Origin of the sequence: Hyphomicrobium sp. (assembly GCF_020852195.1) — a bacterium.
Taxonomy (GTDB): Bacteria; Pseudomonadota; Alphaproteobacteria; order Rhizobiales; family Hyphomicrobiaceae; genus Hyphomicrobium_C.
In genome coordinates this window covers 1-24,930 of the sequence record NZ_JADZBI010000127.1, presented here as the reverse complement: position 1 = coordinate 24,930, position 24,930 = coordinate 1, and the positions used below count along the sequence as shown (strand labels likewise).

23 protein-coding genes are annotated in these 24,930 nt (G+C 66.4%); 4 read left to right on the top strand and 19 right to left on the bottom strand.

Annotation, left to right across the window (positions count from 1 at the left end; all coding sequences use genetic code 11):
* Positions 1–229: 229 nt before the first annotated feature.
* The 17 genes from IT540_RS10275 to IT540_RS10195 form a co-directional block, all read right to left on the bottom strand.
* On the bottom strand, positions 230–688 hold the full coding sequence (locus IT540_RS10275; RefSeq protein WP_291176798.1) for a helix-turn-helix transcriptional regulator: 459 nt from the start codon (positions 686–688) through the stop codon (positions 230–232).
* 194 nt (positions 689–882) lie between these two features.
* A complete protein-coding gene (gene lnt / locus IT540_RS10270) occupies positions 883–2,529 on the bottom strand; it encodes an apolipoprotein N-acyltransferase (protein WP_291176795.1) in 1,647 nt (548 codons plus the stop codon).
* Positions 2,530–2,536: 7 nt separating this feature from the next.
* Entirely contained in the window at positions 2,537–3,565 is a 1,029-nt protein-coding gene (locus IT540_RS10265) for a hemolysin family protein (RefSeq protein WP_291176792.1), read from the bottom strand.
* A gap of 10 nt (positions 3,566–3,575) precedes the next feature.
* Complete coding sequence (gene ybeY / locus IT540_RS10260; RefSeq protein WP_291176787.1) at positions 3,576–4,133, bottom strand: rRNA maturation RNase YbeY; 558 nt, start codon at positions 4,131–4,133, stop codon at positions 3,576–3,578.
* A 1-nt stretch (position 4,134) separates the two neighbouring features.
* On the bottom strand, positions 4,135–5,103 hold the full coding sequence (locus IT540_RS10255; protein WP_291176889.1) for a PhoH family protein: 969 nt from the start codon (positions 5,101–5,103) through the stop codon (positions 4,135–4,137).
* Positions 5,104–5,268: 165 nt separating this feature from the next.
* Positions 5,269–6,657, bottom strand: coding sequence for a tRNA (N6-isopentenyl adenosine(37)-C2)-methylthiotransferase MiaB (miaB, locus tag IT540_RS10250; protein WP_291176887.1), 1,389 nt, complete (start codon positions 6,655–6,657; stop codon positions 5,269–5,271).
* Positions 6,658–6,883: 226 nt separating this feature from the next.
* Positions 6,884–7,765, bottom strand: coding sequence for a lysophospholipid acyltransferase family protein (locus IT540_RS10245; protein ID WP_291176783.1), 882 nt, complete (start codon positions 7,763–7,765; stop codon positions 6,884–6,886).
* 278 nt (positions 7,766–8,043) lie between these two features.
* Positions 8,044–8,496 carry a Fur family transcriptional regulator gene (locus IT540_RS10240; protein WP_291176779.1) on the bottom strand — a complete coding sequence of 151 codons (453 nt, stop codon included), beginning with the start codon at positions 8,494–8,496 and terminating at the stop codon, positions 8,044–8,046.
* A 91-nt stretch (positions 8,497–8,587) separates the two neighbouring features.
* A complete protein-coding gene (rimI, locus tag IT540_RS10235; RefSeq protein WP_291176776.1) occupies positions 8,588–9,073 on the bottom strand; it encodes a ribosomal protein S18-alanine N-acetyltransferase in 486 nt (161 codons plus the stop codon).
* Complete coding sequence (tsaB, locus tag IT540_RS10230) at positions 9,070–9,768, bottom strand: tRNA (adenosine(37)-N6)-threonylcarbamoyltransferase complex dimerization subunit type 1 TsaB (protein ID WP_291176773.1); 699 nt, start codon at positions 9,766–9,768, stop codon at positions 9,070–9,072. The genes rimI and tsaB overlap by 4 nt, the downstream gene beginning before the upstream one ends.
* A gap of 50 nt (positions 9,769–9,818) precedes the next feature.
* The gene (locus tag IT540_RS10225) at positions 9,819–10,409 is read right to left on the bottom strand and encodes a malonic semialdehyde reductase (protein ID WP_291176770.1); all 591 of its coding nucleotides are present in this window, start codon (positions 10,407–10,409) and stop codon (positions 9,819–9,821) included.
* A gap of 167 nt (positions 10,410–10,576) precedes the next feature.
* Entirely contained in the window at positions 10,577–11,131 is a 555-nt protein-coding gene (locus IT540_RS10220; protein ID WP_291176767.1) for a NifU family protein, read from the bottom strand.
* 146 nt (positions 11,132–11,277) lie between these two features.
* Entirely contained in the window at positions 11,278–11,790 is a 513-nt protein-coding gene (locus IT540_RS10215) for a universal stress protein (protein ID WP_291176764.1), read from the bottom strand.
* Positions 11,791–11,881: 91 nt separating this feature from the next.
* Positions 11,882–12,940, bottom strand: a complete 1,059-nt coding sequence (trpS, locus tag IT540_RS10210) for a tryptophan--tRNA ligase (RefSeq protein ID WP_291176761.1) — start codon at positions 12,938–12,940, stop codon at positions 11,882–11,884.
* A 72-nt stretch (positions 12,941–13,012) separates the two neighbouring features.
* Positions 13,013–14,590 (bottom strand): murein biosynthesis integral membrane protein MurJ, encoded by a 1,578-nt coding sequence (gene murJ / locus IT540_RS10205; protein ID WP_291176758.1) that lies wholly within the window; start codon positions 14,588–14,590, stop codon positions 13,013–13,015.
* A 69-nt stretch (positions 14,591–14,659) separates the two neighbouring features.
* On the bottom strand, positions 14,660–15,817 hold the full coding sequence (locus IT540_RS10200; RefSeq protein WP_291176755.1) for a nickel/cobalt transporter: 1,158 nt from the start codon (positions 15,815–15,817) through the stop codon (positions 14,660–14,662).
* Positions 15,814–16,464 carry a DUF1007 family protein gene (locus IT540_RS10195; RefSeq protein WP_291176752.1) on the bottom strand — a complete coding sequence of 217 codons (651 nt, stop codon included), beginning with the start codon at positions 16,462–16,464 and terminating at the stop codon, positions 15,814–15,816. The genes IT540_RS10200 and IT540_RS10195 overlap by 4 nt, the downstream gene beginning before the upstream one ends.
* Positions 16,465–16,703: 239 nt before the next feature.
* Between IT540_RS10195 and IT540_RS10190 the strand changes: the two genes are divergently transcribed.
* Positions 16,704–17,771 (top strand): zinc ABC transporter substrate-binding protein, encoded by a 1,068-nt coding sequence (locus IT540_RS10190; RefSeq protein WP_291176749.1) that lies wholly within the window; start codon positions 16,704–16,706, stop codon positions 17,769–17,771.
* Between the two features lie 182 nt (positions 17,772–17,953).
* On the opposite strand, the gene IT540_RS10185 is transcribed toward IT540_RS10190, so the two are convergent.
* Positions 17,954–18,877, bottom strand: a complete 924-nt coding sequence (locus IT540_RS10185; RefSeq protein WP_291176746.1) for a L,D-transpeptidase — start codon at positions 18,875–18,877, stop codon at positions 17,954–17,956.
* 992 nt (positions 18,878–19,869) lie between these two features.
* On the opposite strand from IT540_RS10185, the gene ggt reads away from it, so the two are divergent.
* From ggt to ubiE, 3 genes are read left to right on the top strand one after another with little or no spacing between them, the layout of a single operon-like run.
* Entirely contained in the window at positions 19,870–21,615 is a 1,746-nt protein-coding gene (ggt, locus tag IT540_RS10180) for a gamma-glutamyltransferase (protein ID WP_291176744.1), read from the top strand.
* On the top strand, positions 21,605–22,660 hold the full coding sequence (locus IT540_RS10175) for an FAD-dependent oxidoreductase (protein ID WP_291176741.1): 1,056 nt from the start codon (positions 21,605–21,607) through the stop codon (positions 22,658–22,660). The genes ggt and IT540_RS10175 overlap by 11 nt, the downstream gene beginning before the upstream one ends.
* Before the next feature lie 9 nt (positions 22,661–22,669).
* Positions 22,670–23,452, top strand: a complete 783-nt coding sequence (ubiE, locus tag IT540_RS10170) for a bifunctional demethylmenaquinone methyltransferase/2-methoxy-6-polyprenyl-1,4-benzoquinol methylase UbiE (protein ID WP_291176738.1) — start codon at positions 22,670–22,672, stop codon at positions 23,450–23,452.
* Positions 23,453–23,536: 84 nt separating this feature from the next.
* Here the strand turns inward: ubiE and IT540_RS10165 are convergent.
* A partial coding sequence (locus IT540_RS10165) for a helix-hairpin-helix domain-containing protein (protein WP_291176735.1) occupies positions 23,537–24,930 on the bottom strand: 1,394 nt, incomplete at its 5' end.

Sequence of the window (24,930 nt, the reverse complement as noted above, 5' to 3'; positions counted from 1 at the left end):
CTGATCCCCTAATTCACCCTTGCCTGCCGCAATGCTGCAGCGGCCCGTTGCATGGGATTGATCCCTGTCGAGATACACAAAAGGCCCCGGGCCCGACCCACCGTCGAGGAGACCGCGGCGTGTCTTGCCGGTTTTACCGTGCCCGGTCAAGCGCCGGAGCCTGGAAAGCTTAGCATCCGGGATTGAAAGCGCGGCGCGGGCGTTTGACGCGGGCGGCGCGCGGACCGCTTCAGTCGAGCGGCTCCTCGCCGCCGAGCGTACGCACCAGCTCGACGACAGAACGGCGCACGCGGGGATCCGCGATCTTCACGAAGGCCTTGTTGAGCTCCAACCCCTCACGCGTGGAAAGAAACTCTATGACATAGGTTTCGGTCGGGCGTTCCGAGAAACCGGGCGCCAGGGAGGAATCGACGAGCTCGGCGGGAGCCTCGTCGTAAAAGAATTGGACGGGCACGCCGAGAACCCGCGACAAATCGAACAACCGGCTCGCCCCGATGCGATTGACGCCCTTTTCGTATTTCTGCACTTGCTGGAAAGTGAGCCCCAGGTGCTCGCCAAGTTTTTCTTGACTCATTCCGAGCAGCATTCTGCGCAGACGCACCCGCGTTCCCACATGCGCATCGATCGGGTTGGGCTTACGTGAACCGCGTTCGTTGTCGGCGTCGTCGTCGCCCTCTTCTTTCGACATTAGATTCCGTACTCCCTGCCTTCACGACCTCGTCGGCACGTCTCTGCCTATGGAACTCGGGGCTCGGGGTCAATAATTTACCCGGAAGAAACAATTTTTACGCTATATTTCTAATTGAGCATCTGCGACTTAATGCAACCAAAAGACGCATACACTGTAATACGGATGATGTGCGGGACCCTTGAGCTGGGATCTCAGCCCTCACCGCCCAATGGGCGGAAAAAATAAAGAGTAGCCGCGAGAAGTAGTGCGACGAGCAGAAAAACTATATCCCCCAACACTGCATATGGCGGCGCGTCGCGCGCGAGCGGCAATATCGAATCTATTGAGCCTCTTACATTTATTCCGAGCATAACGAGGGCTTGTCCACTTGAATCGATCACAGCGGAGATGCCGTTGTTGGCCGCCCTGAGCAGTGGCACCCCCTCCTCAACGGCCCGCACACGCGCCTGGTGAAAGTGCTGCCGCGGACCGGTCGTGTTCCCGAACCAGCCGTCGTTGGTCACGTTCACGAGCAGACCCGGACGTCCGTCGCTCTGGGCGCCCACACCGGGAAAGATCGCCTCGTAGCAGATGAGCCCGCCGAGCGGCGGAAGCCCCGGCACCTTGAGCAGCGGCCGCGGCGAGACCCCGACCGAGAAGCCGCCGCGCAAGCGCGTAAGCTGCTCGAGGCCGATCGCCTCGAGCGTGCTTTGCCACGGCAGATACTCGCCGAACGGCACGAGGTGCGTCTTGTCGTAGGCGCTCGCCAGCGCACCCGCGCTGTCGAACACCATCAGGCTGTTGTAAGCCCGGATGGGCTCTGTTCCGGAAGCGTCAGGTCCGGCCCCCTCTCGCCGCAGCGCGCCCGTAACGAGGAATACGCCGTCCGGCAGCATCTCGCCGATGGCCGCCAGCGCCTCGGGATGCTCGAGCGGCAGGAACGGCATCGCCGCCTCGGGCCAGAGCACATGCGTGACATCGGCGAGCCCATCGCGCTGTTCCGACGCATCGACCTCCGAAAGCGCAAGATGGTCCTGAAAGATCGCGGCCTGCTTGTCGGAGCGCCATTTCTCGTGCTGCGGCACGCTCGGCTGCCCGATCCTGATCTTGACGCCGTCGACGGCCCCGACCGGCGCGGTGGCGAGCCGTGCGGCGCCATAGGCCGCGAGCAGCACGAGCGGCACCCCGCAAATCGCAAGCCCACGCAAGCCGGCATGCCACCGGGCCGGCCCCGGCTCGGCATCGGCCGCCAGCACCAGCGGCGCGGCGAGGATCGGCACGGTAAGCAGCGTCAGCCCATAGATGCCGACGAGGCCCGCACTCTGCATGAGCACGAGCGGCCAGGTAAGCGCATAGCCAAGGACGTTCCAGGGAAACCCCGTCAGCACATGCCCCCTGAGCCATTCCGCGGCGGCCAGCGCGAGAGCGAGCACGAGCAGCCGCTGGAACCCTGGGCGCCACAAGAGTGACGCGACGGCAGCCGCCACAGCCCAGAACAGCGCCAGCCCGGCCGGCATCAGCGTCACCGCGAACGGCAGGAGCCAGCCGAACTTGTCCGCCTCCACGAGAAACGCTTCTCCGATCCAGAACAGCCCGAAGAGGAAATAGCCGAAGCCGAACCACCATCCGGCGAGCGCACCCGCGCGCGCTTTGCCGTGCACTTCGCCCGCGCCGTGCACGGCCCCGTCGATCAGCCAGACCAGTACGGGAAGCGTGACGAGAAGGATGGGCGCGAAGAAGAACGGCGCCATGGCGAGGTTGGACAGCGCCCCAGCCGCAAACGCGACGGCCGCGCGGCGCCACCCGCCGAGCGCACGCACCGTGCGACGCCACTCACCGATCGGATCGCGTCCCCCCATCGTGAGATCAGCCGGTCGCGGCGTCGCCCACCGACGGCGCCGGCGGCAGATGGATCTTGAGCCGCTTCACCCGCCTCGGATCGGCATCCAGCACCTCGAACTCGACACCCGACGCCGCATGGCGGATCAGCTCGCCGCGCGCCGGAACGCGCCCGACGATAGTGAACACGAGCCCGCCCAGCGTGTCGATGTCGGCCTCCTCCTCGGGCTTGAGCAGCTTCTGTCCGAGCCTCGTCTCGAGCTCCTTCACCGGAGCACGTCCCGACGCCACCAGCCCGAGCTTGGGATCGACGGCGATGAGATCCGCCTCCTCCTCGTCGTGCTCGTCCTCGATGTCGCCCACGATCTGCTCGACCAGATCCTCGATGGTGACGAGACCGTCCGTACCACCGTATTCGTCGACGATGAGCGCCATGTGGATGTGGGTGGCCTGCATGCGCACGAGCAGGTTCATCGCCGGCATCGACGGCGGCACATAGAGCACGGGCTTTCTGAGCTTCAGCACCGCAATCGGCCGCGAAAGATCGATGCGGCTGAGATCGGGCTTGCTCGATTCCGGCTTGGCGCCTGCATCGCCCTTGGCCTCGGGCTGGCCCGGCCGCTGCTTGGTCGGCTCCCGCAGTGCGCGGCCCGCCACCTCGGCCGAGATCCAGCGGAACAGATCCTTGATGTGGATCATGCCGCGCGGGTCGTCGAGCGTCTCGTGATAGATCGGGATGCGAGAAACGCCGACCTCCTCGAACAGCCGGATGAGCTCGCCAAGCGGCTCCATCTCCTCGATGGAGACGATGTCGGCCCGCGGCACCATGATCTCGTCCACGCGCGAGGCTCCGAAGCGCAGAAGCCCCGACAGCATTTTGCGCTCTTCGGGGGAGAAGCCGCCCGTCGCCTTGGCCTCCTCCTTGAGCAGCACTTCGAGCTTGTCGCGCAGCGTCGGCTGCTCGGCGAGGCCGAGCCGCGTCCAGAGGTGTTGAAGCCAGCCGCTCGCGCTCTCGCGCATGGTGCGGCGCTCCGTGTCGTAGCTCACATCGTCCATTTGTTCGTCATCATTTATCATGGGCTTGAACGAACAGCGCGTCCTCGCCGTAGGGGTTGGCCACGCCGAGCGTGGCAAGAATCTGGATTTCGATGCCCTCCATCTCCTGCGCCTGCGCCTCGGTCTCGTGATCGAAGCCGAGGAGATGCAGAAGGCCGTGCACGACCAGGTGCTGGAGGTGATGGGCAGCCGGCACGCCCTGCTCGAGGGCTTCCCGCTCGATCGTCTCTTGCGCCAGTACGATGTCGCCGAGCGACTGCGGGCTCGTCGCGCCGAAGCCTTCGAGCGCGGGAAACGACAGCACGTTGGTGGGCTTGTCCTTGCCGCGGAAGCGCGAATTGAGACTGCGCACGGTCTCGTCGTCGCTGAGCGCCACGCACGCTTCCGATGGCGCTTGCGCGGCAAAGCGCGGATCCGCCGCCAGCGCCCGCCCCGCGGCCGCGATCAGCGCATCCCGGTCGCCGAGCCGCGACCAATCCCCCGCTTCATGCAGAATGTCGAGGCTGAGCCAGAGAGGTGCCCCGCGACACCCCTCGCTCAGACTTCGACTGTCCGATTCTTCGGGCATGTCAGGGCTTCCTCGTCCCCACCTTGTCATAGGCTTCGACGATCTTGGCCACGAGATCGCGCCGCACGACGTCGACGCTCGAGAACCGCACCGCCGTGATGCCCTGAACATCGGAGAGCAGCCGCACCGCCTCCTCCAGGCCCGACGCCATGCCGGGCGGAAGATCGATCTGCGAGGGGTCGCCCGTGATCACCATCTTCGAGTTCTCGCCGAGCCGCGTCAGAAACATCTTCATCTGCATGCTCGTCGTGTTCTGCGCCTCGTCCAGGATGACGAACGCGTTGGCGAGCGTGCGCCCGCGCATGAAGGCGAGCGGCGCGATCTCGATGACGCCGCTTTCGAGATCCCGCTCCACCTTCTCCGGCGGCAGCACATCATAAAGCGCGTCATAGAGCGGGCGCAGATACGGATCGACCTTCTCGCGCATGTCGCCCGGCAGGAAGCCAAGCCGCTCTCCCGCCTCCACCGCCGGCCGCGACAGGATGATGCGCTCGACGAGGCCGCGCTCCAGGCACTGCGCCGCGAACGCCACCGCGAGATACGTCTTGCCCGTGCCCGCAGGGCCGATGCCGAACACGAGATCCGTCTTTTCGAGCGCGCGGATATAGGTGCTCTGCGTCGGCGTGCGCGCCTTGACCACGCGCCGGCGCGTCGCGATCTGCGCCTGTCCGTCCGCTGAGGGCGCGTCCTGCTGCCGGGCATGGCGGATCAGGCCGTCGAAGTCTCCGGGTCCCACGTGCTCTCCCTTTGCCACGCGCGCGTAGAGCTGCTCCAGCACCTCGCGCGCGATCTCGCAGGCCATCTCCGGTCCCGAGAGGATGACGACGTTGCCATGCGCATGCGCCTCGATGCCGAGACGGTCCTCCACGAGCGCGAGATGAGAGTCGAACTCGCCGAGGAGGCGCGTCAGATGCCGGTTGTCCTCGAACGGGACCACCAGGCGCTTGCTTGGAACCGGGGATTTAGGCACGCGCTTGCGACCTGCCGCCGTCTGACCGCGAATTGCTGTCAATCGTCTCGTCTCCTGAGACAGCCGGAGCCGACTCGCAGCTCCTCTCTGATGAACCTAGCATAGGCCTGAGCGCCGTCGAATCAACGCCTGCGGCCCGCACTCGAACCGTTAACAGGTTCATGCCTATCCGCATATGACGCCCGAGAGGCTGTTGGCCCCGGCCGACCGGATCTCCACATCGACGATCTCGCCGACGAGCGCAGGGTCGGCCTCTGCATGCACGAGTTGCAGATAAGGGGACCGCCCAACGAGCTGGCCCTCGTGCCGCCCGGCTTTCTCGAACAGCACCGGCAGCGTCCGGCCGACGAACGTGCCGTTGAAGCGCTGATAGCCCGCATCGATCACCGCCTGCAGCCGCGCGAGGCGCGCCCGCTTCACGGGCTCCGGCACCTGCCCGTCCATGGTGGAGGCCGGCGTTCCGGGCCGCGCGCTGTACTTGAACGAAAAGGCGTGCGCGAAGTTCGCCTCCTGGACCAGTGCCACGGTCGCCTCGAAATCCGCCTCCGTCTCGCCGGGAAAGCCGACGATGATGTCGGTCGAGAGCGCAATGTCGGGCCGCGCCGCACGGATGCGCCCGATCAGATCCAGATACTCCGCCGCCGTATGTTTGCGGTTCATGGCGGCGAGCACACGGTCTGCGCCGGCCTGGAACGGCAGGTGCAGATACGGCATCAGCTTCTCTTCCTGCGCGTGCGCCTGGATGAGGTCGTCGCTCATGTCGCGCGGATGGCTGGTCGTGTAGCGGATGCGCTGGAGCCCATCGATGGCCGCGAGATGATGAATGAGCCCGGCAAGCGTCGTTGCCTCGCCGTCCGGCCCCTCGCCGTGATAGCCGTTGACGTTCTGGCCCAAGAGCGTGATCTCTGCGACCCCGCGGTCCACGAGACGGCGCGCTTCCGCCACCAGCGCCGCAACGGGCCGCGAGTATTCCATGCCGCGCGTATAGGGCACGACGCAGAACGTGCAGAACTTGTCGCAGCCTTCCTGGACGGTGAGGAACGCCGACACCGCTTTCGGCGCGCGCCGCGCCGGCAGCGCCTGAAACTTATCCTCGTCGGGAAAGACGGTCTCGACCAGCGCCGTCTCGCCGCCCCTGAGGCGCGCGAGCAACTCCGGCAGGCGATGGTAGCTCTGTGGGCCCAGCACGAGATCGACCACGGGCGCGCGCCGCACGATCTCCTCGCCCTCCGCCTGCGCCACGCAGCCGGCGACGGTGATCAGCGTTTCCTTCCCGCTCTCGGCCCGCTCGCGCTTGACGTCGCGCAGCCGCCCGAGATCGGAGTAGACCTTCTCGGCCGCCTTCTCGCGAATATGGCACGTATTGAGGATCGCGAGGTCGGCCTCGGCAGGCTCGCTGGTCTCGACATACCCCTCCGCCGCCAGCGCCTCGCTCATGCGCTCGGAATCGTAGACGTTCATCTGGCAGCCAAACGTCTTGATGAACACCCTTTTCGGCGCGGGCACGGAATCGCGCTCGGCCGGCCCTACCTGGGGTGCCGTATCGGCAAGCAGCGATGAATCGAGATCGTCCAAGAGGTTTTGCGTCCCGGTCTTCAGCAGTTCCCCCGGTGCGCCCCGCGGTATCACAATTCGGCCGCGGCCGCACCCCCACATTGCCGCATTGCAGCATTGCGGTGCCCTTTTGTCCAGCGCACACAAAAGATTGACGCATGGGGCTCAGACCAGGGCAACCTGAACAAACGCCATTAACGTTGCCGAACACCCCAGAATATCGGCGCTAGCGGAACACGGATCCGCTCCGCGACGGGCGCACTGCGCTGCGCGCCTCCGCCACCGGCGTGGTCACGGCGATCTCGGCGTCGTCGGGATAGCTCCGAAGCATGCGCACCACGTTCTCGCGGATCTCCGTTTCGCTGCGCCGTGCGAGATCCTTGCGGTCGGCGAAGCTGTCGAGCGGAATAGGCGCGCCGATGCGGATCCGCACGTCCAGCGGCCCGGCCTTGAGGAGCTCCCAGGCGTGGCTCTGCATCTCCATGTCCCCGAACCATCCGACGACCGGGCGCGCCCAGCGGTTGATCGGCACGCCGTGCAGGCGCGTGTAGACGACCGACAGCGTCTGCACGACGACATCGGACGGGCCTGCCGCCTCGGCCGCACGAGCCGTCGGCTTGGCAGCGGCAAACAGCGACGTCTTAAACGGCAGCACGCGGTTGCCATCGCTCGACGTACCCTCAGCGAACAACACCACCGCATCGCCGGCAGCGAGCCGCGCCATGATCTCGTTCGTGGCCTCGCCGACCGCACTGCGCCGCTCGCGGTCGACGAACACGCTGCGCTGCAACTTGGCGAGCCACGAGACGAACGGCCACCGCGCCACGTCCTTCTTAGCGATGAACGAGAGCGGCGCCACCGCCGACAGCACCGGGATATCGAGCCACGACGTATGGTTCGAGACCACCAGCACCGGCCTATCCGGCAGGATCCCGCCTTCGATCGAGAACCGCACGCCCATCAGCCGGCACACCTGCCGGTGATACCAGTGCGGAAAGCGCCGCGCGCCTTGCGGCGACACCCTGAGCAACGCGGCCTGCACAGGCATCAGCGGCACCGTGAGCGCGAAAAACCCGGTCAGGATCGATGCAGCCCGCAACGTTCCCACGCACGCCCCTCACCTGAAAGCCGTTGCTAAACCGATGATGCTACTACCCTTGCACGAGGATCCTGCCCACATGGCGATGTGGGTGCTGGCGTAGATCTCGGCCTTCGCCGGGATGACGTTGAGAGGAGGCGAACGGTCTCCACACAACAGACGTCATCCCGGCGAAGGCCGGGATCTACGCAAGTTTCCGCCTGTGAGATGTCTAAGAATGGCCGCCACCGCATCCAAGAGGGCTGCGCACGAGCTTCACATCGGGTCCCAAAGGGCAAAGAAAGCATCTAACCCTTCCGCGCCGGCTTCTTCTTCTCGATCGGCTCGCCATAGAGCTCGAGCCGGTGCCCCACCAGCGTGAAACCAAGCTCGCGCGCGATCTTCTCCTGCAGCTTCTCGATCTCCACGCTGTGGAACTCGATCACGCGGCCGGTGGCGATATCGATCAGATGGTCGTGGTGGCCACGCGCCGCCTCCTCGTAGCGCCCGCGCCCGCTGCCGAACGCATGCCGCTCCAGAATCCCTTTCTTCTCGAGCAGGTTGACGGTCCGGTAGACGGTCGAGAGCGAGATGTGGGAATCGACCAGATGCGCGCGCCTGTGCAGTTCCTCGCCATCCGGATGATCACGCGCCTCCGACAGCACGCGGGCGATGACGCGGCGCTGGCCGGTCATGCGGAGCCCGTGCTCCGCGCACAAAACCTCGAGCCGGGAAAGGTTCTCGTCTTTCGAGACCGCCATGGCGCATATCCCGATCAGTGAGCTGCCGTGCAGATAACGGCATGATTGCCGTTTGTCTACTGGCTCAAAAGCTGGGATTCTGCAAGGCCGTCTAAAGCTTTAGTGCGAAGGTCACGGCATCGACGGCCGCGCCGCCTGGTCTTGCGTAGTAGCCGCGCCGCAGCCCCGTGCCGAGAAAACCCGCACGGCGATAGAGCTCCATCGCGGCATCGTTGTCGGCGGCGACCTCGAGATAGAGCTTCTTGGCCTCGGCGCGCTGCGCCGCGCGCGCCACCCCCTCGACGAGCCGACGGCCGATGCCCTTGCGCTGCCAGTCCTTGGCCACCCCGATGGTCAGAATCTCCGCCTCGTCCGCTGCAAGCTGCGCCAACACGAATCCGACGCACGTCTTGGGCGCCCCGCCGACCATGGCCATGAAGGCGGTTGAGGCAGGATGATCGAGTAGCGCCTTGACGCTCTCCTCGGACCACGCCGGGGAGAACAGCTCCCCATGCAGCCGCGCGATCTCCGCTGCATGCTCCGGTCCCGCCCAGAGCAACGAGACATACCTGGCATCGAACGGCGCTGCATCCGTCATGACACCCTCCCCAGCGAGGCGCCATCCTGCGGCTTCGCATCCGGAGGGCGGAGGTAGAGAGGCCGGGGCAAGACCGATCCCGGCCTTACAGCGCCGTCAGGAATGAACCGCACGTCGGGCTCGAGCGCGACGATGCGTGCGCTGACGGAGCCCCCGACCTTGCGGGAAGCCTCCGCGACAACCTCCGCTCCCGAGCCGACCACGACCGCATCGGATGCACCGAGCCTGTCGGCCGCGGCCGCGGGCGTTACGAGCTCGGGCTCACCGAGCGCGCTCCACGCAGGCCCGGCGAAGCGCTGAAAATAGATTTCCCCACGCCGTGCATCGACCGCAACCGCCAGCACTTTGCCCTCGACTTCATCGGGGATCTCGGCAACGGCCGTGTATGCCATGACGGCGAGGCTCGACAGCGTGCCGACCGGCGCCCCGGTCGCCAGCGAGAGCGCGCGCGCCGCCGCGATGCCGACGCGCTGCCCGGTGAACGTCCCAGGCCCCGTCGTCACGATGATCATACCGATATCTGAAAATCCGAACGGCGCCTCGCTCATTGCCTCCCCGATCATCGGCGTGAGACGCTCCGCATGCCCCCGTTCGAGCCGCTCGAAGCGATAGGCGCCCGCGACGCCGTCAGGCATGCGCCATGTGGCGGCCACCGAGCAGGCAGCGAAGCAGGTATCGAAGGCGAGCGTATTCATGGCGGCGAGCATAAAGCACGAGGCGAATCGCGCAATGACTCGCGTCAGGATCAGAGGACTTTCGCCACCTCGTCGAAAGCAAGACGCGGCAGGCGCGGCTTGAGCACCGATGCATCGCCATAGCCGAGATTGCAGAGGAAGTTCGCCTTCACCGGCGTGCCGGCGAAGAACTCCGCGGTGACGCCGGCCTGATCGAACCCGGACATCGGGCCGCAATCGAGCCCCAGCGCCCTCGCTGCCAGGATCAGGTACGCGCCCTGCAGCGAGCCGTTGCGGAACGCCGTCTCGACGACGTGCTCCGGCTTGCCAGTGAACCAGCTCTTGGCATCCGTATGCGGAAAAAGCCGCGGCAGCTTCTCATAGAATTCGAGGTCGTAGCCGATGATCGCGCACACCGGCGCCGCCATCGTCTTGTCGAGGTTACCTGCGGAGAGAAACGGCCTGAGCCGCGCCTTGGCCTCGGGCGACTTCACGAACACGATGCGGGCCGGCTCACAGTTGGCGCTCGTCGGCCCGAGCTTCATGAGATCCACGACCTGGGCCAGCAGCTCATCCGGCACCGGCCTGTCCTGCCAGGCGTTGTGCGTACGCGCGGAGAGGAAAAGCTGCGAGAGCGCAGCCTGATCGATCGCTGACGACATGGGGGCGGATCCTCGGGATGCAGAATGCGACGGGTAGGATGGACGCGAAGTGTCCGCCGTCGCAAGAAAAAACCCCGCCGGCCGCACCATGATCACTCGCGGACTCCATCAGTCCGAAGCGTGAATCATAGGTCCAGCCAAAGAGCGGGGTTCCCAGCGGCCCGGGCTCAGACCGCCTGCACTTCCTCCACCTCGGGACAGAAGTGCCGGAGCAGGTTCTCGATGCCGTGCCTGAGCGTCGCCGTCGAGCTCGGACAACCCGAGCATGCGCCGCGCATGTGCAGGTAGACGATGCCGTCGCGGAACCCGGCGAACGTGATGTCGCCGCCATCCTGCGCCACGGCCGGGCGCACGCGCGTCTCGAGCAACTCCTTGATCGTCGCGACCACGTCCGCGTCCTCGGCATCATAGGCGCCGTCGGCCGCATCGTTGGCGCCCTCGCCGTCAACCACCGCCGCGCCGGACATGTAGTGCTCCATGATCGCACCGAGGATCATGGGCTTGAGGTGCTGCCACTCGGCATCGGACTTCGTCACCGAGATGAAGTCGGAGCCGAGGAACACTCCCGTCACGCCGTCGATGTTGAACAGGCGCCGAGCGAGCGGCGATGACTCCGCGTCACGCTTGGCACGGAAGTCTGCCGTTCCGTCCTCGAGCACCGTTTGGCCGGGGATGAACTTCAGCGTCTGAGGATTGGGCGTTGCCTCGGTCTGAATGAACATGTCGTCGTCTCCTCGGGGCCTGACATGCCCCACTCGGTCGCATCTTTAGAATTATTCTAGCAAGTAAGGAAGCCTTCGACAATTGTCTAGCCCTTACGTCGGGCTTTTCACACGCGCCACAAGCTCTTTCGGCCGCATCGAGGGCATCAGGCCAGTGCCACGATGTCATCGAAGGCCAGATTGCCGGGCACCACGGTAATGGGAATCGGGAACGATCCCGCGGCCGATCCCGCCGCCAGCATGGAAACGAGCGGCCCCGGCCCTTTGGGGTCGGTCGAGGCGCCGAGCACCAGGATGGAGACATCCTCGTCCTCTGCGATGGTCTTCATGATCTCGTCCGCCTTGACGCCCTCGCGCACCAATTCCTCGCAGGGGATGTTCTCGAAGCCGACAAGGTGCAGCTTGCGCCGGAACAGCCGGAACAGCGCCCGCGCCTTCAACGTCTCCTCCTCGATCTGCACCTGCCGCACGCCCGCCCAGTGCTGGAAATCCTGCGGCTCGATGACGTACAGCATGAGGATCATGCCGGACGAGCGCACGATCCGCGCCGCGGCATAGTAGAGCGCACTCTCCACCTCCGGGCTCTCATCGACGATGAGCAGGAACTTCCGGGCGTGTCCGGCCTCGAAGGCGCGACGTTTGCGATACTCGAGCATCATGCCCGCGATGCTGCCACGCGAATGCGAAGTCCACAACAGACGCGAGGAAGCGACCCACCATCCTCCCCACTCGAGGGGGAAGATGGTGACATCACGACCTAATGAAGCCGACGATATCCTTGACCTCGTCCAGGATCGGGCTGGCGATGGCGCGCGCCCGCGTCGAGCCGTCAGCCAGCACACGGTCGATCTCCGCCGGATCGTCCATGAGGCGCACGATCTCCGCCCGGATCGGACCCAGCTTCTGGGTAGCGACCTCCGTCAGAGCGCGCTTGAAGCCGGTGAAGATGCTCGGCCCTTCCGTGGACGTCGAGATCAGCAGATCGAGCGCCGCTTGCTTGGAGACGCCGGCCAGTGCCGCGTAGATGCCGACGAGGTTGTCGATCTCCGGCCGGGTGCTCAGCTCCTCGAGATTGGCCGGCGGCGCCGGCTCCATGTCCGTCTTTGCTTTCTTGATCTTCTCGGAGATGGCGTCCGTATCGTCCATCAGGTTGATGCGCGACATGTCGGAAGGCTCCGACTTCGACATCTTCTTCGTGCCGTCGCGCAAGCTCATGACGCGCGTCGCCGGCCCCGTGATCACCGGCTCCGGCTGCGGGAAGAAGATGCCGTCGTTGTAGCCCTTGGCCTCGATCTCGGCGCGGAAGTCGTTGTTGAACTTCTGCGCGATGTCGCGCGCCAGCTCGAGGTGCTGCTTCTGGTCCTCGCCGACGGGAACATGCGTCGCCCGGTAGGCCAGGATGTCGGCCGCCATCAGGTTCGGATAGGCATAAAGCCCTACCGACGCCGCCTCGCGGTCCTTGCCTGCCTTCTCCTTGAACTGCGTCATGCGGTTGAGCCAGCCGAGGCGCGCGACGCAATTGAAGATCCAGGCCAGCTCCGCATGCGCCGACACCTGGCTCTGGTTGAACAGGATGCTCCGTTTCGGATCGAGACCGGAAGCAATGTAAGCGGCCGTCACCTGCCGGATGGCGTGCCTGAGCTCCTTGGGGTCCTGCCAGACGGTGATCGCGTGCATATCGACGACGCAGTAGATGCATTCATGCGTCTTCTGCATCTCGATCCACTGCACCATGGCGCCGAGATAGTTGCCGAGATGCAGGCTGCCCGTAGGCTGCATGCCTGAGAAAACACGTTCCTGAAGTTCCATTGCCCTCGACCCGTCGGCCCTCTGTCAGGCGCGGGTTATGGCGCGGCCAAGCCTCGCGCGCAAGGCCCGCGCTCAGCTACGGCGGATGAGCTTGCGCAATTGCCGGAGGTTGATCGTCCCGGTCGCCAACACGACCAAGGCGTAGATCGCCAACCCGGCCGCGATCAGCACCGCGAGCGCGAGCGCATGGACCAGGAATCCGCGATCCGGCGCAAAATACACCCCGAGGAGATGCGCCGCGGCGAGGAGCGCAACGCCCATCACGAGCGAGGAGAGCAGGATGGTCGCGAACGCACGCCGCATCCTGCCGTCGAGCACGAAGTGCCTGCGCCGGACGAGCGTTGCCCACAGCAGCCCCGCGTTGAGCCAACCGCCAAGCGTAGTCGCTACTGCGATGCCGAGGTGCGGCAGGTAGCCGAGACGGCGGAACAGGAAGAACAGCACGATCGAGCCGATCGTGTTCGCGGTCAGGCTGAGCACGGCGTAGCGCATCGGCGTCTTGGTATCCTCGCGCGCGAAATAGGCGGGCGAGAACACCTTGATCATCACGAACGCCGGCAGCCCGAGCGCGAACACCGACAGCACCGCCGCCGTGCTCGCCGTGTCCGCGGCCGTGAACGCCCCGCGCTCGAACAGCACCTTGACAATGGGGATCGGCACCACCGCCAGCGCCACCGCCGCCGGCACCGTGAGCAGCATCGCGAACTCGAGCGAGCGGTTCTGGCTGTCGAGCACGCCCGTGTGGTTGCCCGCCCTGAGTTGCCGCGACACGTCCGGCAGCAGCACGACGCCGATGGCGATGCCGACGATGGCGAGCGGCAGTTCGTAGAGCCGATCCGCATAGTAGAGCTGCGAGACCGCGCCCGGCTCCTGCGAGGCGATGATGGTGCCGATCATGATGTTGAGCTGCGTCACGCCGCCCGCGACGACGCCCGGGATGCCAAGCGTGATCAGGCGGCGCATGCCCTCCGTCATCCTCGGCCGCCGGAGCCTGAGCGTGAAGTTGTTGCGCCGAAGCCCGCTGATCAGGAGCCAGAGCTGCAGCACGCCGGCAATGAACACGCCAATCGCCTGCACGATGCCGCCGCCCGGCTCGTTTCGGAACCCGAGCCCGAAGCCGATGAAAATCGCGGCGAGCAGCGTGAGGTTGAGCACGATCGAGACCGCGGAGCTCTCGACGAACTTCCCGAACGTATTGAGCACGCCCGAGAACAGCGCCACGAGCGACATGCAGAGCAGATAGGGGAAGGTGATCTGCGTCAGCAGCACCGCGAGGTCGAACTTCTCAGGCGTGGCGCTGAAGCCGTGCTCCAGGAGATACATGATCCAAGGCATCGTGAGGATGTCGACCACCGTTAGCGCCACCAGCACAGCGAAAAGACCGCTCAGCGCCTCCTCGGCGAACGCACGCGCCGCATCGCGGCCGCCCCCTTCGAGCTCCTTGGCGAACAGTGGGATGAAGGCCGAGTTGAAGGCCCCCTCGCCGAACAGCCGCCGGAACAGGTTGGGAAATCGGAAAGCCACGTTAAAGGCGTCCGCCACCCAGCCGGCGCCGAAGGCCCACGCGAAGGCGATGTCGCGCAGGAATCCGAGCACACGCGAGACGAGCGTCAGGCCGCCGACGGTAGCGAAAGCGCGGTAGAGCTTCATGACGGCCCTGGGTCTGATCGGAGCGGAGTTCGCCGCCTCCCATAGAGGGGAATACGCCGGCCGGGAAGTCTAAAGCGGCGAGACCGTCCCTCCACCGAGCGAGGCGACGAAGAACGTGGCGCCCATCAGGAACACGAGCGTCGAGCCAAGCAGCCCGGCGCCCGTGGCCACCGCCCCCGCCAGCCGGCTCTCGCCGCCGGCCATCCGCTTCGCCACCTCGCGCGAGCCGACCGCCAGCGAGGCAAGGATCGACACCGTGATCGCCGTGCCAAGCGCCATGGCGAATGTCGCGAACACGCCCGCGATCAGCAGCCCTTGGCTCAGCGCGAAGATCAGCACCAGGATGGCGCCGGTACAGGGCCGGATGCCGACCGAGAGCGCGATGGCGATCGCCTTGCTCCAGGACAGCGGCCCCTCGAGTTGCTTGGGATCGGGCATGTGGGCATGCCCGCAGCAGGCCCCGTGTTCATGGTCATGGTGATGATCATGTCCGTACGCGTGCGCATGGCCGTGATCGTGAGCATGTGCGTGGCTGTGGTCATGATCGTGTCCGCACCCGCAGCTCCCGTGATCGTCGGCATGTGGATGCGCATGGGCATGCTGATGCCCGCCATGCGAGGTCGCCGCCGCAGCGGCAGCCGCGCGGCGCCGCTTGATGAGCGCACCGAGCTGGCCATAGAGCAGCCAGATGCCGATCAGCGCCACGAACCCCCAACTGATGGTCTCGATCCACTTCTCGGTGGCCGAGATCTGAAGGCTCGTCGCGTTGAGAGCAATCGCAAGCACACCCACGATGGCGATGGCCGACAGCGCCTGAAAGAACGCGGACAGGAACGAGAGCATGATCCCGCGCCGTACCGTCTTCTCGTTGGCGAGCACATAGGAGGAGATCACCGCCTTGCCGTGTCCGGGCCCGGCCGCGTGCAGCACGCCATAGGTGAAGCTCAGAAACGCGAGCAGCAGCGTGGCGTCGAGCACGTTGCCGGTCTTCATCTGGCGCACGGCGCCGGCCAGCTCCCGGTTGATGCGCTGCTGCTGGGCCAGCACATAGGACCAGACGTCGCCGAAAAAGCTGCGCTCCACTTTCTGCGCCGGCGCGGCGGCGGTCTGACCCGGCGCTAGCGGCACCCCGAACGGCGACTTCGGAGGCTCGCCCTGAGCGAGCGCGCCGAGCGAGACGATCAGGCAAAGGAGCAGCGCGCCGAGCGCGGACAGAAGACGGGTCATGATTTCTTGCAGCCGAGCGTCACCGTTCGTGCGTACCCGAGGCCCATGCCGGCGTTCGCGTCTCCGGTCGTGAGCTGGCCGCCGAACGATTCGTTGAGCGCCTGGAGTTCCGCGAGCTCGTTCTCCGGAATACCGATGTTCGCGGCGCATCCCTGCGGCGCTCCCGCAAGCTTCACCGGATCGTCCTTCCCGAAATCGAAGGCGATGAAGAACGATTCGTCGAACACCGCGAAATTGAAGTCCGGCGCGTCCGCAAGCACCGGCTGCTCGAGCGGAAGCGTGAAGTGGAGGGCGAGCAGGCTGTCCTTGTACTCGAGGTAGTAGTCGACCGGCGGCTTCGACTTGACCACGGTCTTACCGAGCTTGGCGACGGTGAAGTAGCCGAACTCTTTGAGCCCGTCGATATTGACCTGCGCCAGTTCCGCGAGCTCCTCGCGCGAGTACTGCCCGTCGCCGTTGGCGTCGAGGCCCTGGATAGCCATCGCCGTGTACATGTCGTCGAAGATCCACTTGTGCTTGAGGCCGGTGATGGACCCTCCTTCGTAGACCACCGTCGTCTCCACCGTCACCCAGACATGCGGATGCGCCCCGGCCGGCGCGACCGGAGCGATGAGAAGCGCGCCCAGCGCCAGGAGACAAAGTGCCAAGCCCCGTGAAATCGAAATCAAGCTGCCCTCCTCGCTTCGCCCCACAAAAAAGGCGACGCCGAAACGCACCTTGCACACAGTCTAGCACATCGACCGACGCGTTGAGCCCGACCGCGGCACGGATGCACCTGAGGCACGGCAGACGAGCCAAAAAATTGGAGCAGAACCAAGGCGCGACTGCCCCGGTTGCGCCAAAATGGATGTTATAGTATCCGTTACACCCGTTTTTGGAGATGCCCGTGACCACACCATCAACACCAGCAACAACCCGCGCCGGCGCGGCATGCGCGATCCTGGCCGCCGCGCTTCTCGCCTCCGCAAGCCCCGCGTCCGCGGAGCTCAAGGTGACGGTCACGATCAAGCCCGTCCATGCCCTGGTCGCACAGGTGATGGAGGGCGTCGGCACGCCGTCGCTTCTGGTCCAGGGCGCCGCCTCACCGCACACCTACGCATTGAAGCCGTCGGACGCCAGGGCGCTGAACCACGCCGACGTGTTCTTCCGCGTCTCCGAGACAGTGGAGCCGTTCACGCGCAAGATCGTGTCCGCGCTGCCGAAATCGGTGCGCACCGTGACTCTCGCCGAGTCGCCCGGCATCACGCTCCTGAGCGTGCGCACGGGCGAGACCTTCGAGGCACACAACCACGGCCACGAAGCCGGCCACGCACATGATCATGACCACGATCATGACAAGGAGCACAAACACGGCCACCACGATCACGGCCATGACGATCACGACCATCATGCCGAGGTCGGTGGCGACGCGCACGACGGCCACGAGAGCGAAACCCGCGACGGCCACGTCTGGCTCGACCCGGAGAACGCCCGCAAAATGATCTCGGAGATCGCGCGCGTGCTCGCCGAGGCCTCGCCCGCCCACGCCGAGACCTTCAAGGCCAACGCCGCTCGCGCGGACGCCGCACTCGTGGCGCTCGAGGCCGACATCGCCCGCGAGCTTGCGCCGGTGAAGGACAAGCCGTTCGTCGTCTTCCACGATGCCTTTCAGTATTTCGAGCATCGCTTCGGCCTCGCCGCCGTGGGCTCCATCACGGTAAGCCCGGAGGCCCAGCCTTCCGCGAAGCGACTGACCGAGATTCGCCGCAAGCTTGCGGCATTGCAGGCGGCCTGCGTCTTCAGCGAGCCGCAGTTCCAGGCCAAGCTCGTCAACGCCGTCATCGAGGGCACAAGCGCCCGCTCGGGAACCCTGGACCCCGAAGGCGCGCTCATAGATCCAGGCCCCACCGCCTACGACGCACTTCTGCGCAACCTCGCCTCCGGTCTCAAGTCCTGCCTCGCCCAGGGAAGCTGACCCACATCAGCTGAAGGCTCAGCCGGCGCGGCGCATCCCAAAATCCTGCAGGGGACCCGCGCCGCGATGAAAAACGCGTCCGCGTGAGGAGGAATGTTCAAAGCAAGCACCCGTGCACTCCAAACAAAACGGGCGGCTTGCGTGAGCAAGCCGCCCGTTGGAATGGATCGCCTACTCGAGGCCTACTCAACGGCAGTCTGCGCCGAGCGCGAGATGGAGCCAGCGCCGACCTTGCGGTTGTAGCGCGTCACCATCCCTTCGCGGGGACGCGGCGGGCTGGCCTCCTCGGCTGCCTGCTCGTCGTCGATGACCTCCTCGACGTTGTCCTCGGAATAGGTGCCGTCCGGCTGGCGGCTGTAGTACGTCACCATGTCCTCCTCGGGACGCGGCGGATTGGCCTCGTCATCGGAGACAAAGAAGCCGGTCTTCGGAGCGGACGCCACGGAGCGCGTCTTCTTCCTCGTCGCCCTCGGCGCCGGCTCGTCGCCCGACGCGTCGGACATCTCGACGTTACCGGTCTTGAAGCGCTCCCACGTCACCACGACCTTGGTACCGACCGGCACGCGCGGATAAAGGTCGAGCACGTCCTCGTTGAACATGCGGATGCAGCCCTTCGAGACATTCTGCCCGATGGTCCAGGGCGCGTCGGTACCGTGAATGCGGTAGGTGCTGGTGCCCAGATAGAGCGCGCGCACGCCGAGCGGATTCATGGGATGCCCGCCGGGCACCCAGCTCGGCAGCCGGGGATTTTCCTTCAGCATCTCCTGCGTCGGCCGCCAATCCGGGTTCTCGCGCTTCATCGAGACCACGGTGGTGCCCTGCCAGCGGCTCTGCTCGCGCGGGATCGCGATCGGATAGCTGGTCGCCTGGCCTTCCTTGGTGATGTGATAGAGACGCCGGTCGCCGAAGCTGACGATGATCTGCCCCGCCTTGTACTGCGGATTGAAGCTCACGACCTGGCGCTTGCCGCCGCCGTACTCGGGCTCTCCGCCCCAAAGGAATTCGATCAGGCCCTGCGCATTGGCCGCGCTCGGAACGCCTGCCAGGGCGACCGCTGCGGCCACCGCTGTCAAAACCCCGCCAACCTTTGCCTTCCACACCGACATCAACAGAACTCCCGCTGTCATTAAGCTGCGAAGGGTGAAACCGGTTCCCTCTGCTGGCTTCATCCGCCGCTGGCATTGTTGCGCCCGTCGTATGAATGCCTCGTATAGACGACTCCGAAATCTCTCGGCAGAGCAGAGCAGTCACACTGTGGTCATCTTGCGCCGCACAGGGCGACTTCCGGATCGACCGATGCGCGCCGGCAACGGTTGCTGATTTGTGAGGCGTCGCGGGAGTTTACTAGGCAACAAGCGGAGGGAAAGTGCGCACAGCGCACACGAGAACAAAAAAAGAACAAAATCGATCGGCATAACGAGCATCCCTGAGCATGACGTGAGGCCTGACTGCTAGGGATGTAAGTTGCGTAACCCATTCGACAAGGCCCGGCCCTGCCGGACTGCGACGATGGGAGAACACGAAGAAGGCTTCGCGTAGCGTGTGTTCCGTTCTTGCGTAAACGTAGCGTCGTAAGCTTTGCGGCCCCCATCCCGCAACACGCTCTGCCGCTACGGTCCCCTGCCTGCCACTCCTGCGGCATCGACCAGCGTTTGCGTCCTCGGTCCTGGCCCAGCGGCCGGAATGGTCCCCCTACCATTCCGGCCGTCTTTTTTCAGCGCACTGTAGCTCGGCCGTCTCGAACCCTTCGGCGCTCATGCAGCATAGACGATCCGCTCGCGGACAACCGTCTCTGCGGATGGAGAGCAGCGCCCTGAGGGGCGTTGCCCTTTTCGGATCTGACAAGAATAAGCCCGCGCAAGCACAAGCCAGGCCGGCGGACGCAGCCTCGCTCCCAGCACGAATACGGAGGTTTCCAACCATGCGCTCGCCCCTATAGAACGGTAGCGTGGCCTCGAACGCGCGGGGGGCGCGCCGACAGCCGGAAAACCGCGAGCCCCGAGAGGATCATGCCTGAGATTCGCGCCAGCACTGACGGAAGCATGGGCTGCTCATGAGGGATGCGTTCCGATCGGTAGGCGGACGAGCGACCTGCGCTATGCTGATGCTGCTCGTTTGCGCTCCGCTGCACGCTCCAAGCGCCCAGGAGGCCGGTCTCCCGCGCGCCCAGCTCGAGCCCGAGGCAGGCAGTGGCCGCACGCAGAAAAGCCTCGCTATATCAAACAAATACCTGATCTCGACCGCCAATGCTCTGGCCTCCGAGGCCGGCCGCGAGATGCTGCGCGCCGGCGGCTCGGCAACGGATGCGGCCATCGCCGCGCAGCTCGTGTTGGGGCTCGTCGAGCCTCAGTCCTCTGGCCTCGGCGGCGGAGCCTTCTTCCTGCACTGGGACGAAGGCAGGAAGGAGCTCTTGACCTACGACGGCCGCGAAACGGCCCCCGCCGCCGCCCGCCCTGATCGCTTCCTGCAGAATGGCAAGCCCATGGGCTTCGGCATGGCCGTGCGCTCGGGTCTCAGCGTCGGCACGCCGGGCCTGCCGCGCCTTCTCGAGCACGTGCACAAGCGCCACGGCAAGCTGCCCTGGACGAAGCTGTTCGAGCCGGCCGTAAAGCTCGCGCGCGAGGGCTTCGAGATCTCGACGCGCCTCTATTTCATGCTGCGCTGGTTCGGCGCCGAAGGGCTCTCGCCGGCCGCCCGGCGCTACTTCTTCGACAACAACGGCAGTCCGCTGCCGATCGGCCACCGCCTGCGCAACCCCGACTATGCCGCAACCTTGGAGGCGCTCGCCAAGGGCGGCGCCGACGCCTTCTACTCCGGCGCCATCGCCGAGGCGGTCGTCGCCACCGTGAAGGAAGCGCCGGGGACGCCCGGCGATCTCACCCTCGCCGATCTCGCGGCCTACAAGGTCGCCGAGCGTCCACCCGTCTGCGTCGAATATCGCGCACGCCGCATCTGCGGCATGGGCCCGCCGTCGTCCGGCGCCGTCACCGTCGGCCAGACCTTGAAGCTGATCGAGCGCTTCGACCTCGGCCGCACGCCGGACGACGCCATGCGCATTCCCGCCATGCACCTGATCGTCGAAGCCGAGCGGCTGGCCTACGCCGACCGCGACCGCTATCTCGCCGACGCCGACTTCATCCCCGTACCGGTCGCGGGCCTGCTCGACCCCGCCTACGTCGCCACCCGCAGCGCGCTGATCGCCCCCGGCAAGGCCATGACGCAGGCGACATCGGGCGAGCCGCCCGATGTTCAGAAGCGCGCCTTTGGCACCGACGCTACCGTTGAAAGCGCCGGCACCAGCCACCTGTCGGTGATCGACGCCGATGGCAATGCGGTGGCTTTCACCACGACCATCGAGGGCCCCTTCGGCTCAGGCCTGTTCGCGGGCGGCTTCCTGCTCAACAACCAGTTGACCGACTTTTCCTTCCGTCCCGACGATGCGGACGGCCGCCCGATCGCCAACCGCGTCGAGGGCGGCAAGCGCCCGCGCAGCTCCATGTCGCCGACCATCGTCTTCGACGAAGACGGGCGTCTCTTTGCCGCGCTCGGCTCGCCCGGCGGCCATCGCATCATACTCTTCGTCGTAAAGACGCTGGTGGGGCTGATCGACTGGCAGCTCGATGCCCAGGCCGCCGTCGACCTCCCCAACTTCGGCAGCACCGGCCAGACGCTCGAGCTGGAGTACGGCTGGTCCACCATGTGGAAGGCCCTCATGCTGAAAAGCTATGGGCATGCCATCACGCCCGACCTTATGAACTCGGGCCTCCATGTCGTGGCAAAACGGGCGGGCAGGCTCGAAGGCGGCGCCGATCCGCGGCGCGAAGGAGTGGCCCTTGGCGACTGAGAACACGATCACCCGCACGGAGACGCCGCTCACGATCACGGTCATCGGCGCCGGCATCTTGGGCCTGTGGCAGGCCCTGACACTCGCCCGCGTCGGGCACCACGTGCGCCTTGTCGAAAAAAGCTCGGTTCCCTTCGCCGACAGCGCAAGCCGCTACGCCGGCACCATGCTCGCTCCCGGATGCGAGAGCGAGCATGCGCCCGAGATCCGCGACTTCGGAGCGCACGGCCTCACGCTCTGGCGCGCCACCTATCCGCGCCTCGTCAACGCCGGCAGCCTCGTCGTCGCCGCCGCGCGGGACTCGGCCGAGGCCACGCGCTTCGCCCGCGCCACGAGCCCACCGCAGACGCTCGACGCTGACGGTCTCGCCGAGCTCGAGCCGGACCTCGGCGGCCGCTTCGCCCAGGCGTTCTACTTCCCCGACGAAGCCCACATGACCACGCCCGACGCGCTCGTCTTCCTTCTCGACGCCGCGCGCATGGCAGGCGTGGCCGTCGAGCTGGGCGCCGCATGGACCTCGCCCTCGGCGTCCGACGTCGTCATCGACTGCCGCGGCATGGCCTCCGCGAGCGAACTTCCGGCGCTGCGCGGCGTGCGCGGCGAGCGCCTCGTGATCAAGACCCGCGAGATCCGCCTCTCGCGCCCGGTCCGCCTGCTGCATCCACGCCACCCGCTCTACGTCGTGCCGTGGACCAGCGGGCGCTATCTCGTCGGCGCCACAGTGATCGAGAGCGAGGACACCGGGCCGATCACCGTGCGCTCGGCGCTCGAGCTGCTGGGCACCGCCTACGCCCTGCACCCGGCCTTCGCCGAGGCTCAGATCCTCGAGACCGGGGCCGGCATCCGCCCGGCCTTTCCCGACAACCTGCCCCACGCCGAGATCCGCGACGGCGGCCGGCACATTTTTGTCAACGGCGCCTACCGTCACGGCTTCCTGCTCGCCCCCGTGCTGGCCGAGGCCGTGGCCGCGCATCTCGCTAACCAAACCCCGCATCCGCTGCTCGTTACGTCGGAGCCGTTGGCGCGCCGCCCGCATTCCGTCTAAGCTCGCGCCATGTCGAATGAACCCAACCCACCGCAGGAACCCGACAGCACCGCGAGCTTCGGCTTCCGCGCCGTGCCCGAGGGCGAGCGGCAAGGCCTCGTCAACAAGGTCTTCTCGTCGGTCGCCTCGCGCTACGACCTGATGAACGACCTCATGTCAGGCGGCCTGCACCGTCTCTGGAAGGCGGAGTTCGTGGCCATGATTGGCGCCCCGCGCGACGAGCGGCCGTTCCGGCTGCTCGACGTGGCCGGCGGCACCGGCGACATCGCCATCCGCTATGCCGAGGGCTCAGGCCCGAACGCGACCGCCGTGCTCGCCGACATCAGTCCGGAGATGCTGGAGGAAGGGCGCTCCAAGGTCTCCAACAAGGGGCTCGCGCCACGCATCACGCTGGCGCAAGGCAACGCGGAGGCGCTGCCGTTTCCCGATCGCGCCTTCGACGCCTACACGATCGCCTTCGGCATCCGCAACGTCACCCACATCGACGCCGCGCTCCGCGAGGCCCATCGCGTGCTCAAGATCGGCGGCCGCTTCCTGTGCCTCGAGTTCTCCGAGTGCCAGGTGCCGCTGCTCGACCGCCTCTACGATTTCCAGTCCTTCGAGGTGATCCCGCGCCTCGGAGAGCTCGCTGCCGGCGCGGCCGAGCCGTACCGCTACCTCGTCGAGAGCATCCGCCGTTTCCCGAACCAGGAGGCTTTCGCGGCCATGATCCGAGAGGCGGGCTTCGAGCGCGTGTCCGTACGCAACCTCACGGGCGGCATCGCCGCCATCCACTCCGCCTGGAAGCTCTAAAATCGACCGGCAAACGTCATCCCGGCGAAGGCCGGGATCCAGACGCGTCACCACATCGCCTCAGGCCATCTACCGATAAAAACGCTACGCATCCCCGCGGTCGACGCGGCGCGAGAACTCCGTCTGCCCGCCCGACGCCAGAATGCGCGCCTGCTCGATCCAGTTCTCGCGCTCGATGCGGCCCTTGAAGTCCAGTAGCCCGCTGATGCGGTCGATGTCGGCGCGCGTCCAGTTGGCCACCTGCTCGTACGCAGTGATGCCGAGCGAGTTGAGCCGCTTCTCGATCAAGACGCCGATGCCGCGGATGCGCTTGAGGTCGTCCACAGCGTCGGTCGTAACGCCGACGACGCCGTCGCCCCGCAACGCTTCGGAGCGCACGGACCGCAGCGCCACATAGATGTCGCTGCGCGGCGCGCTCGCAGCCGGAGCCGCATCGGAAGGAAGAGCCTCCGGCGCCTCAGCAGCAGCCGGTGCCAAGCCGCGAACAAGGAAACGCGCCTGCTCCACCCAGCCCTCGCGCGAGATACGCCCGGGAGCCCCGAGCAACCCTTCGAACCACACGATATCGTCCCCGCTCCAGGCGGCGATATGGGCGAGCTGCGTCACACCGTTGGCGCGCAGGAGGTCTTCCGACTGGGGATCGATGCCGAGGATGCGGTTGAGACGATCGCCATCGACGGGCACGGCGGCCTCAGCCGGCGCGACGCGTGGCGCAAGCCCTGGATCCCCGCCGGCCGCGAGGATTTGCGCCTGCTCGATCCAGTTCTCCCGCTCGATCCGCCCCTGAAAGCCGAGCGTCTGGCTGACCCCGCGCACGTCCTCCGGCGTCCAGGCCGCGATCGCAGCGAAGGTGTGCACGCCGTAGCGGATGAGCCGCTCCTTGAGCTCGACATCGATGCCGCGGATGCGCGTGAGATCGTCCACCGGCTCGCCGGGCGCCGGTTCGAGCGGTGTGGAAGCCGCCGGTGTTCCGAAGCGGGAGGAGGAATCATCATCGATCTCAGCCCCAACCGTATCCTCATCCGGAGCGGCCTCGGGCTCGGCAGGCGCCTCGGCTTCCGCCTCCCTTGCCCGGGCTGCGGCCAGCGCCGCGGCGGCCGCGGCGACGGCAATCTGCGTATAGCTATCGCCGGTAGAGGGCTCAGGCTCCGCAGCGGGTGCGGGGCTCGGAGCAGGCTCCGGTGGCAGGCTAGGCGGCGCGGCCCGCTGCGGCGCCGGTGCAGGCTCGGGATGAAGCACATCGCGCTGCGGCGGTGCCGGAGGAGGCGGCGCGGTGCGGGCGACGACAGGCTGCGGGGCCGGAGCAGGCGGCGGCTGAACCTCGACGACGGGCTGACCCGGCTGGAACACGGGCGGCACGGAGGGACCCGCGCCGCCGGTGAGGGCCCTGCCGAAGCGGTCGGTCGTGGCTGGCGCGACCGCCGCCGGAGCGGCCGCTGCGCTCGTAACGCTCGACGCCGCCGGGACGACCTCAGTCC

Excerpts from the sequence above, each read along its gene's own strand:
- IT540_RS10275 (WP_291176798.1), bottom strand. The coding sequence starts at position 688 with ATGTCGAAAGAAGAGGGCGACGACGACGCCGACAACGAACGCGGTTCA.
- lnt (WP_291176795.1), bottom strand. The coding sequence starts at position 2,529 with ATGGGGGGACGCGATCCGATCGGTGAGTGGCGTCGCACGGTGCGTGCG.
- IT540_RS10265 (WP_291176792.1), bottom strand. The coding sequence starts at position 3,565 with ATGGACGATGTGAGCTACGACACGGAGCGCCGCACCATGCGCGAGAGC.
- ybeY (WP_291176787.1), bottom strand. The coding sequence starts at position 4,133 with ATGCCCGAAGAATCGGACAGTCGAAGTCTGAGCGAGGGGTGTCGCGGG.
- IT540_RS10240 (WP_291176779.1), bottom strand. The coding sequence starts at position 8,496 with ATGGCGGTCTCGAAAGACGAGAACCTTTCCCGGCTCGAGGTTTTGTGC.
- rimI (WP_291176776.1), bottom strand. The coding sequence starts at position 9,073 with ATGACGGATGCAGCGCCGTTCGATGCCAGGTATGTCTCGTTGCTCTGG.
- tsaB (WP_291176773.1), bottom strand. The coding sequence starts at position 9,768 with ATGAATACGCTCGCCTTCGATACCTGCTTCGCTGCCTGCTCGGTGGCC.
- IT540_RS10225 (WP_291176770.1), bottom strand. The coding sequence starts at position 10,409 with ATGTCGTCAGCGATCGATCAGGCTGCGCTCTCGCAGCTTTTCCTCTCC.
- IT540_RS10220 (WP_291176767.1), bottom strand. The coding sequence starts at position 11,131 with ATGTTCATTCAGACCGAGGCAACGCCCAATCCTCAGACGCTGAAGTTC.
- IT540_RS10215 (WP_291176764.1), bottom strand. The coding sequence starts at position 11,790 with ATGATGCTCGAGTATCGCAAACGTCGCGCCTTCGAGGCCGGACACGCC.
- trpS (WP_291176761.1), bottom strand. The coding sequence starts at position 12,940 with ATGGAACTTCAGGAACGTGTTTTCTCAGGCATGCAGCCTACGGGCAGC.
- murJ (WP_291176758.1), bottom strand. The coding sequence starts at position 14,590 with ATGAAGCTCTACCGCGCTTTCGCTACCGTCGGCGGCCTGACGCTCGTC.
- IT540_RS10200 (WP_291176755.1), bottom strand. The coding sequence starts at position 15,817 with ATGACCCGTCTTCTGTCCGCGCTCGGCGCGCTGCTCCTTTGCCTGATC.
- IT540_RS10185 (WP_291176746.1), bottom strand. The coding sequence starts at position 18,877 with ATGTCGGTGTGGAAGGCAAAGGTTGGCGGGGTTTTGACAGCGGTGGCC.
- ggt (WP_291176744.1), top strand. The coding sequence starts at position 19,870 with ATGCTGATGCTGCTCGTTTGCGCTCCGCTGCACGCTCCAAGCGCCCAG.
- ubiE (WP_291176738.1), top strand. The coding sequence starts at position 22,670 with ATGTCGAATGAACCCAACCCACCGCAGGAACCCGACAGCACCGCGAGC.